Below are 9,667 nucleotides of genomic sequence, written 5' to 3'. Positions count from 1 at the left end.
CCGGATACCGACGCAGGGGTCGTGCCGCCCCTTGGTGCGGATATCGACATTGTTGCCGTCCGCATCGATCGAGCGTCGCTCCGTGAGAATGGAAGAGGTCGGCTTGATCGCAAAGCGCGCGACGACCGGCTGGCCGGTGGATATGCCGCCGAGAATACCGCCGGCATGGTTGGAAAGAAACAGCGGTTTGCCGTCATTGCCCATGCGCATCTCGTCGGCGTTCTCCTCACCGGTGATCTCGGCCGTGCCGAAACCATTGCCGATCTCCACACCTTTCACGGCGTTGATGGACATCAGCAGCGAGGCAATATCCTGGTCGAGCTTGCCGTAGATCGGCGCGCCGAGCCCTGCCGGAACGCCCTCGGCCACGACTTCGACAACAGCGCCGATCGAGGAGCCGTTCTTGCGGATGGTGTCGAGATACTCTTCCCATACCGGAACGATTTCTGCATCCGGCGAGAAGAACGGGTTCTGGTCCACCTGATCCCAATCCCAGTTCTGCCGGTTGATCTTGTGCTTGCCGATCTGGATAAGCGCAGCGCGAACCTTCATCTCCGGAACAACAAGGCGCGCGATGCCGCCGGCTGCGACACGGGCCGCCGTCTCACGCGCCGAGGAGCGGCCGCCGCCGCGATAATCGCGGATGCCGTATTTGACGTCGTAGGTGTAGTCCGCATGGCCGGGACGATACTGCCGGGCAATCTCGCCGTAATCCTTGGAGCGCTGGTCGGTGTTCTCGATCATCATCGAGATCGGCGTGCCGGTGGTGATCATCGTTTCACCGTCGGCATCCGGCATCACGCCGGAGAGCACCTTCACGAGGTCCGCCTCACGGCGCTGCGTCACGAAACGCGATTGGCCGGGCTTGCGCTTGTCGAGCCACACCTGAATATCCTCGAGCTTGAAACGCAGGCCGGGCGGCGTGCCGTCGACGACGCAGCCGAGTGCGGGCCCGTGGCTTTCGCCCCAGGTTGTTACGCGGAAGAGATGACCGAATGTGTTGTGCGACATGTGTTCCGACCGGATGAGCGCAAACTCCGGTCGTCACCGGCTGCGCCATACTTCCAAAATTCGGGACACTCATAGGCCAAAAAGCCTTGCGGGCAAACGCCTTTCTTTACCGAAAAATACTGCGACCAGAGAATCTGTTTCCGCAAATCGTGAACGATGAACTCAGGAGGCAAGCCGCCAGGCCTTGCCGTCCGCCGCTGCGTCTGCGAAGGCCTCGAAGGACAAGGGGCGGGAGAAGGCGTAGCCCTGCAACAGGTCGCAGCCGAGATCGCGCAGCATGTGCGCGTGCGAAACAGTCTCGACGCCTTCCGCCACCGTTTCAACACCGAGCGAGCGGGCGATGTCGATGATCGAGTTCACCAGCGCCCGTTCCTGCGGCGAATGGAGGATCGGCTGCACGAGCTGGCGGTCGATCTTGAGCCGCTTCGGCTTCAGCTTCAGCAGGCTGACGATCGACGTGTGGCCAGTACCGAAATCGTCTATTTCGATATCGATGCCGAGCGCCTTGATGCGGTCGAGATTGTGCGCCGCCACATCCTCGCTCTCGTCGAGGAAGATCGATTCGACCAGCTCGAAGGAGAGCTCGCCGGGAGCGATCTGCAGGTCGAGTAGCGACTCGAACAGGCTTCCGTCATGCAGCCGGCGCGCCGAAACATTGACCGAGACCTGCGGTACGGCAACGCCGAGTGCCGCCCAGCGCATCTTGTCCTTGAGCGCGGTTTCGAGAACGATGCGGTCAAGCACCTGCACGACGTTGATCTCGTCGGCGATGCGCAGGAACTTGTCGGGCGTCAGAAGACCATGGGACGGGTGGTTCCAGCGCACCAGCGCTTCGACGCCCGTCAGCCGCATCGTCCTGGCGCAGAACTGCGGCTGGTACCAGGCCGTGAATTCGCCGTTTTCGAGCCCGGCAAGGATTTCGTCGGCGGTGCGCTTGCTGTTGACGACGTCGGCCTGGAGGTTCTGGTTGAAGAACTCGTAGCGGTTCCGGCCCAGGCTCTTTGCACGATAGAGCGCGATATCGGCGTTGATCAGAACCTGGCGAGCGTCGACATCGATGCCGTCTGCAAGGGCGATGCCGATCGAAACGCCGCAGCGGCAGGCGAAGCCCTCGAAATTGATCGGCTGGCGCATTTCCTCGATGATCCGGGCCGCAAGTTCAGTCATATCCTCGGCGTTGGCATCGAGGACCAGAATGACGAATTCGTCGCCGCCGATGCGCGCAACGACATTGCTGACTTGGGCATTCTGCGAAAGCACCTTTGACGCATGCACCAGCATCGCATCGCCCGCGGCATGCCCGAGCGTGTCGTTGATTTGCTTGAAACGATCGAGGTCGATATGGAGGATGGCGAATTTCTGCCGCTGCGACCGGCTGTCGAAGGTCAGGTTTTCAAGCGCGATATCGAGCTTGCGCCGGTTGGCAAGTGCGGTCAGCGGGTCGTGCAGCGAATTGTGCTCTATTCGATCCTTGGCTCGTTCTAGTTCGATGTTCTTGGAAACCGCGTCGTCCTTTGCCGCCTTGAGCTGAAGCGTCAGCAGCGCGTCTTCGGTAGCGTCGAAGGCCACGCCGATCAGCTTCGCCTGTCCCGTCGCGGTTTGGTGCACCTTGCCGGTGGAGCGGACGTAGCGAACACCGCCGTCTGCGGTCGGTACGCGGCAGATAAGCGTATGGGTGTCGCCAACCTGCTTGAAATGCTCCGCACTTTCGAGTGCAAGGCCACGGTCCTCCGGATGAATGCAGGAGAGCCAGACATCCTGGGTCATGAAGCCACGCCGTGGCTCCAGCCCATAGAGTTCGTACATGCGCTCGTCCCACATGGAGCCTTCGACGCCCAGCGTCGTTTCCCAGATGCCGCACAGATTTGCATCGAGTGCGAGATCAAGGCGGGTGGAAAGCTCCGCAAGTTCCGCTTCGCGGCAGGAGAGTTCGTCCAGCGCCTGTTCCAGTTCGGCATTCTTAGTGTCGCTGGTTTCCTTGGCCTTCCGCAGCATTTCGGCCGCCTCTGCGTCTGCAGTCACGTCCGCGACGATGCCGATCGTTCGGCCGATTCCGCCTGCATCAGTGTAGAAGGCGCCGACGGATCGCAGATGCCGGATGCTTCCGTCGGCGAGCCCGACACGATACTGTGCCGTGCAGGAGGTGCCGGCGACGCTGCAATTGAAGAAGTGCATCTCGGCGATCGGCCGGTCCCCCGGCACGATCGCTTCAAGCCAGGTCTCGAGCGGCCGGCTTCCCTCGCCCGATGCCTCACCGTAAAGGGCTGAAGCGCGTGCGTCCCAATAGAGGCGGTGCCCGTGATCCTGAAGCTCCCAAATGCCGATATTGGATGAATCCAGCGCAAGATCCAGCCGCTGGGAAAGCTCGAGCAGTTTCGCCTCGCGAGCTTCGAGCTCGCTGACGTTGCGGTTGCGCTCGCCAAGGAGCAGCGTGGCCAGGAAGATAGGAACGATGATGACGCAGCCAGCCGCGACAATGATCAAGCGAAGCTGAACCTGGTTCGGCGGGGGAACGTTCCATCCGCTTGTCGGAGCGGCAGAAAGTTCCCAGCGACCGCCCGCAAATTCGATCTCGCGACGGACGGGCTGCTTGTCAAGCACATCGGCGCTGCCGAAGAAGGGAAGAGCCTTGCCCGCCGCAGCGGTGTTCAGGTCGCGCAAGGCGATCGAAAGATGATCGAGATGCGGGTAACGCCGCTGGTTTTCAATATTGTGAGCAGGCGTCAGGCCGGTGTTTTCGTAGAACATGTCCCGGTCGATTGCGACTTCGACCGCACCCCAGACCTTACGCTGCCCCTTATCCTTGACGAAAATCGGGAAGAAGATCGCAAAGGCATCCGTGCCGCCCGTGGTCTTGATGGGACCGTAAAAGCGCGCCTGCTGGTCTCTGGTATAGTAGGTGACGGGATGGCGCCGCATTTGCAATTCGCCTACGTCCTTGCCGATGCGGTCCTTGCCGGATTGCGGCGGAAAGACGTTGCTGACCACGAAATTGGGTGCGACGGCTATACTGAGGAAATGCGGATTCTGGATGAGCAACCAGTTTATCTGCCGATTCATTTCCTCTTCGTTGCTGTTCGCGCTCAGCGAAATCACGTTGGCGAGATCGCGGACAACAGTGATGTCGATGTCGATCTGCGCTACCAGCCGTGCTTGAAGGAGGCTTGCTTCGTTTTCCGTGCGAATTTGCAATTCGCGAAGATGCGCCGCGGTATTTGCATGATCGAGCGTGAAACCGACTACGACAACGACAAATGCCACAAGAGCCGACACGAGCAGTGAAACACGGGTATTTTTGAATACCCGCCGCAACTGAATCTTGCCGCCCAGCCCGAAAAGCACAGTATATCTCCCTTCTTTTTCGGACAACTCTAGGGAGAACGAGTTAATTTACGATTTCATGCTCGTTTGTTACCAATATTTAAGAAAAGACTAATGGAGAGTGGCTGCCCTTGATTATCGTTTAAATGCTGTTCATCAATTGGGCGCGCGAAGTCATTCTTACGGGCAATTTTCGCCATATTCAGGAGTTTAGCTGTGCTTGATCGGATGTTAGCGACGAGTCTGAAGAGGTTTGCTGCAATGCGTTTTTTTGTTGCCACGCTGCTGGCTACAGCAAGTTTCCTCTCGCCCATCAGCGGCTTTGCGGAAAGTGCCGACGTCGAAGCGACGATCAAGAAGGTCGACATGACCAACCTCAGCCTGACGCTCGATGACGGCAAGACCTATCAGGCTCCAGAGGAATTTAACTTCGACGGACTGAAGGCTGGCGTGAAGGTTGTGATCTTCTACACGGAAGTGGACGGCAAGCGGGTGATCAACGACCTCGATATTGTCCAGTGACGGCGGCTAGAGCCAACCGATAAGCCTCTCCGCAGTGTCGATTTTCAGGATACGGTCCTGCGGAATTTCCCCCTCGGCAGCCTCATGCTTCGGTAAATCCGCGATCATCTTGAAAAGGCTCCTGATGACGCCGCCGTGCGTGGCGCAGACGGTTGGACGCTCGAGTGAATTCAACCAGGAGCGGGTACGCCACGACATGATCTCGTAGCTTTCCGCGTCGTCGCCGGGCGGGATGAAATCCCACTTGTTGAGGTTGCGTTCGATAATGCGTTGGCGTTGCGTCGCCTTCAGCTCCCTGATCGTGAAGCCTTCCCAATCCCCGAAGGAAACTTCGACCAACCGCTCGTCGGTCCGGTAGTCCTTCGGTGCCAGTCCCATGGCGGTCCGCATGATCTCCATCGTCTCCCGCGTGCGTCCGAGCGGACTTGCAACGAAATCGAAGGGGATTGCCTCGACTTTCAGAAGCTCGGCCATGTTGACGCCGTTCAGCCGCGCCTGTTCGCGGCCGATGGCATTCAGCGGAATATCCTTCTGGCCTTGCAGACGACGTTCGGCATTCCAGTCGGTCTGACCATGTCGGACGACGTAGATGAGCAAGGCAGATTCCGTTTGATTGGACTTCGGTCAGTCCTTGATAACCGAAATATCCGGCGCGTCTACCGCCTTCATGCCGATCACATGATAGCCGCTGTCGGCGTGGTGCACTTCACCGGTGACCGAACGCGCGAGATCCGACAGCATGTAAAGGCCGACGTCGCCCACTTCCTCGATGGTAACCGTACGGCGCAGGGGCGCATTGTACTCATTCCATTTCAGGATGTAGCGGAAATCGCCGATACCGGATGCTGCGAGCGTCTTGATCGGGCCTGCCGAGATCGCATTGACGCGGATGTTCTTCGGTCCGAGATCGACTGCCAGATACTTGACGCTGGCTTCGAGAGCGGCCTTCGCGACACCCATGACATTATAATTGGGCATGACCTTCTCGGCGCCATAATAGGTGAGCGTCAGCAGCGAGCCGCCATCCGTCATCAACTTCTCGGCGCGGCGCGCCACGGACGTGAACGAATAGACGGAGATCTGCATCGTCTTGGCGAAATTGTCCGGCGAGGTATCGACGTAGCGGCCGGTCAGTTCGTCCTTGTCCGAGAAGCCGATTGCATGAACGACGAAGTCGATCTTGCCCCACATCTTTTCGACGTTGGCGAAAACCTCCTCGATGCTCGCTTCGTCGCTGACATCGCAGTGACCGGCAAGCACGCCGCCGAGTTCGGCAGCCAGCGGTTCGACGCGTTTTTTCAGAGCATCGCCCTGATATGTAAAGGCGATTTCCCCGCCCTGTGCATGAATGGCTTTGGCAATGCCCCACGCAATCGAACGATTGTTGGCGACGCCCATGATAACGCCGCGCTTGCCTGACATGAGGCCTGTTGCTTGAGCCATATTTTGCCCCCTAATGATCCAATTGGGAATTTGCCTATGGCATAGGCCGTTCACCGGTTCAAGATTGCGAGCAATCATCAACTGTTAGGTATGGTAACAAAGGGTGCGCTTGTCACCAAAATTTCACAAAAACAGCCCTTCGCGCATGCTTCTCATGAGATCCGTGACTTTATCGTCCGGTTTTTCCCACAGCATAATGCGCAACTCCACGACCAGATCGCCTCTTTCGCCATTGTCGTCGGGCAAGCCCTGATTGGGGATTCGGACCGTCTTGTCCGATCCCGACCAGGCGGGAACCGTTATGTCGACCGGCCCGTTCGGTGCCTCGATGCGTGCCTGGGTGCCGAGAACGGCATTCTCGAGCGTCAGGGGTAGTACGGTGTGGAGATCGAAGCCATCGACCGTAAAACGCGGGTCCGGTGCGATGTGGACGCTGATGATCGCGTCGCCGCGTTGCATGTTCGGCAGCTTGTAGCCCTGACCTTTCAGCCGTACCTGATGGCCCTCCCGCGTGCCGGCCGGCAATGCGAAACCTGCCTCGCGGCCTTCACCGAGCTGCACGTTGATCCAGTTGCCCTTCAGAATGTCGTCTATCGTCACGGTTGCCTGCGCGAGCTGGTCCGGTGCCTTTTCCGGGGCGGGCGCGCTGCTGGTGAAGCGGCGCACGAGCGATGTCAGCATGCTCAAGGGCTGAAGAATACCGTTGGCTGGAGTAGCCGTCTCCGCACTCTCTTCCTGTGCCTTTGCTGTTTCTGCTTCGGTCTTCGCCGTTTCCGCATCCGCACGCCTGCCGGCGTTTGCCTGTGTGCTGGCGGCCGCGGCACCCGCGGCCTTGGTTTGCGCACCAAAGATGCGCTCCACCACATCCTCTGGGGCTTCCGGGCTGGCGTGCTGCTGTTTTGCCGTCTCGGCAGCGGCCTTCGCCGCCTTTTGCGCGTTGGCGCGGGCGAGTTCTTCCATGACCCGTTCGGCATTTGCCTGCGCCGCCTTGGCGCGGGCCGCCGCCTCGCGGGCGGCTTGGCGCTGCTGCATGATCGTCTCGCCGTTCACGCGCGCCTCAGCCATGCGGGCGGCCGTGTCGAAAAGGCTGCGTTTCTTGGGGTCCTTCAGTGTCTCATAGGCACGGCCGACCTCGGCGAAACGAGCGGCTGCCGTTGGATCGCCCTGATTATGGTCCGGATGAACGGCCTTGGCCTTGCTGCGCCAGGCTGCCTTGATCTCGTCTGTCCCCGCGTCCTGAGGGACGCCCAAAACCTTGTAAGGATCGCGCATATAGTAAACTGCCGTTTCCGATGCAGCGTGCCCGTCCTTGCCCAGCACGCCGAAAGCCAATAACAACTCATGCGCATGCCGGAAAACCGGAACACGCGCCTGCAAGCCGATCGTGCGTCAGAGTTGCTAATCAGTCCTTATTTTAAGGACGAGGAATGCGGCTTTCGCTGCAAATGGTTAGCTTTTTGCTAAGCATGCGACGCGCCCGCTCGCCGCGGTTAAGCATAGCGTGAAATGAAATGATCAGCCTTCAGGCTGAAAGCTCAGCAGCTGCCAGTTGCCGCCGCCGACGAGGCAGGTTTTCCCGTAAAACTTGGCGATGCCTGCATAGGAGTGACGCGTCGTGCGGAACTGGCGGCAGACCTGGCCGGCATCGTTGTTTTCGACGATCGTGTCGATGACCCCGGCGCTGCCGGTGGAGGAATTCGCCCAGGGAAGCGGCTGGCCGGCAATTTTTCCGATGTCGGCGGAGGTGACCGCGTTGCGAACGGTCATTTCGTCGGAGAGCGTGTCCGTGCTCGGCGCTGCCTGCGGCACGGTGCCGGTAGCAACCGAACGGTCCACCTTCGAGTCGCTCAGGAAATCAAAGCCGCCCGTCATGCAGCCCGAAAGCGACAGCATCGCCGTTGCAATAACCAACAGCGCGCCGCAACGATGCGACAAGGCCTTTGTATGGCGATGTGACTTTGCTATGACTTCCACCCTGCGTCCTGTCCAGTCGTGAATAGCTGGGCATTTAACCGATAAACCCGGGGCATTTGAGCTAATATGTCGGCAAATGAGTTAACAAGCGGTGACTTTACCGAACGCGACGAGCCATTCAAGCTTTTCGCGGAATGGCTGAAAGAAGCCGAGGCTTCCGAGATAAACGATCCGAATGCCGTAGCACTTGCGACGGTCGATGAGGATGGCCTGCCCAATGTCCGCATGGTCCTCCTTAAGGGATTCGATAGCGAAGGATTCGTCTTCTACACGAATTTCGAAAGTCAGAAAGGCCGCGAACTCCTCGGACAGAAAAAAGCAGCCATGTGTTTCCACTGGAAGACGCTGCGCCGGCAGGTGCGCCTGCGCGGTCCTGTGGAGATCGTAACGGACGAAGAGGCAGACGCCTATTTCAAAACGCGAGCCCGCGGGAGCCGCATCGGCGCCTGGGCTTCCAAGCAGTCGCGCCAGCTGGAAAGCCGCTTTGCTCTGGAAAAAGCCGTGGCGGAATATACCGCGCGCTATGCCATCGGTGAAATTCCGCGGCCGTCTTATTGGTCCGGTTTCCGCATCAAGCCGGTTTCGATCGAGTTCTGGAAAGACCAGAACTTCCGCCTGCACGACCGCGTCGAGTTCCGCCGTACTGCGCCGGAGGGCGATTGGGAAAAGGTGCGGATGTATCCGTAACCCGGTTTACGTCCTGATCCTACCGGCCGATCAGCTTCAGCGGTATGCCGGAGGCGAGTGCCGAAACATACCGCGGCTTCTGGTAAAGGCCATTGAGCGAGAGCCGCGGCAGGTAGGTCGTGCCGCCGGGCAAGCCGGGTTGCATGATACCGGGCTGGGTCGTCACCGCCACCTTGAACCCCATCTCGGCCGCGATCGCCGCCTCCCGACGGGTTGTGGCCTCGCGCGTGCCGTACGGAAAGGCGATCGTGCCGGGCCGCTTGCCGGTGATTTCCGTCACGTGATCGGCCGAAAGTGCCATTTCCTCCCGCGCTTCGGCTTCGGGAAGGCGTGCAAGCGCGCGGTGGCTGATCGTATGCGCGCCGAGGGAGGCCAGCGGGCTCGCTTCGAGCAGATTGAGTTCTGCCGGCCCCATCACGAGATCGTCGACGAGTTCCTCTGGATCGATGCCGTGGTCGCGGGCGAGCCTGTCGATCTGTGCGGTCGCCAAGCTCTCGTCGGTGCGGTGAACGTGGTTTGCAAATCGTGAGAATGCCCGGTACTGGTCGGCCGATGTCGCGAGAGTGATGCTCTCCTCGCCTGCGCCGAAATCGAAGCGCACTGTTTCCGCCTTCCGCAGGACAGGGGCAAGCGTCTCCCACCAGATCGTATGGGTGCGTTCGGTAAGACCCTTCGCCACGAACACGGTGAAAGGCGCGGCGTGCTTCTC

The 9,667-nt window shown here is 59.7% G+C and carries 9 protein-coding genes; 2 read left to right on the top strand and 7 right to left on the bottom strand.

What is annotated here, in order from left to right:
• Both aroC and ACPYOJ_RS32790 read right to left on the bottom strand, forming a co-directional pair.
• On the bottom strand, positions 1-1,011 hold a 1,011-nt coding region (gene aroC / locus ACPYOJ_RS32795; RefSeq protein WP_481419971.1), incomplete at its 3' end, for a chorismate synthase.
• 162 nt (positions 1,012-1,173) lie between these two features.
• The gene (locus ACPYOJ_RS32790; RefSeq protein ID WP_481419970.1) at positions 1,174-4,353 is read right to left on the bottom strand and encodes an EAL domain-containing protein; all 3,180 of its coding nucleotides are present in this window, start codon (positions 4,351-4,353) and stop codon (positions 1,174-1,176) included.
• A gap of 240 nt (positions 4,354-4,593) precedes the next feature.
• Between ACPYOJ_RS32790 and ACPYOJ_RS32785 the strand changes: the two genes are divergently transcribed.
• Positions 4,594-4,854, top strand: a complete 261-nt coding sequence (locus tag ACPYOJ_RS32785) for a DUF1344 domain-containing protein (RefSeq protein WP_481419969.1) — start codon at positions 4,594-4,596, stop codon at positions 4,852-4,854.
• 6 nt (positions 4,855-4,860) lie between these two features.
• Here the strand turns inward: ACPYOJ_RS32785 and ACPYOJ_RS32780 are convergent, their stop codons facing one another.
• From ACPYOJ_RS32780 to ACPYOJ_RS32765, 4 genes are all read right to left on the bottom strand, one after another.
• Positions 4,861-5,451 (bottom strand): histidine phosphatase family protein, encoded by a 591-nt coding sequence (locus ACPYOJ_RS32780; protein WP_481419968.1) that lies wholly within the window; start codon positions 5,449-5,451, stop codon positions 4,861-4,863.
• 27 nt (positions 5,452-5,478) lie between these two features.
• Positions 5,479-6,297, bottom strand: a complete 819-nt coding sequence (gene fabI, locus ACPYOJ_RS32775; RefSeq protein WP_481419967.1) for an enoyl-ACP reductase FabI — start codon at positions 6,295-6,297, stop codon at positions 5,479-5,481.
• Positions 6,298-6,420: 123 nt separating this feature from the next.
• Positions 6,421-7,569, bottom strand: a complete 1,149-nt coding sequence (locus ACPYOJ_RS32770) for a DnaJ C-terminal domain-containing protein (protein WP_481419972.1) — start codon at positions 7,567-7,569, stop codon at positions 6,421-6,423.
• A 243-nt stretch (positions 7,570-7,812) separates the two neighbouring features.
• Complete coding sequence (locus ACPYOJ_RS32765; protein WP_481419966.1) at positions 7,813-8,271, bottom strand: RT0821/Lpp0805 family surface protein; 459 nt, start codon at positions 8,269-8,271, stop codon at positions 7,813-7,815.
• Positions 8,272-8,337: 66 nt separating this feature from the next.
• Between ACPYOJ_RS32765 and pdxH the strand changes: the two genes are divergently transcribed.
• Positions 8,338-8,958 (top strand): pyridoxamine 5'-phosphate oxidase, encoded by a 621-nt coding sequence (gene pdxH, locus ACPYOJ_RS32760; RefSeq protein ID WP_481419965.1) that lies wholly within the window; start codon positions 8,338-8,340, stop codon positions 8,956-8,958.
• Positions 8,959-8,977: 19 nt separating this feature from the next.
• On the opposite strand, the gene ACPYOJ_RS32755 is transcribed toward pdxH, so the two are convergent.
• On the bottom strand, positions 8,978-9,667 hold a 690-nt coding region (locus ACPYOJ_RS32755), incomplete at its 5' end, for a polysaccharide deacetylase family protein (RefSeq protein ID WP_481419964.1).

This window comes from Rhizobium sp. SVR5-9E (genome assembly GCF_056755095.1).
The sequence above is the reverse complement of the archived record's forward strand: the minus strand, read 5'-3'. Positions and strand labels throughout refer to the sequence as shown.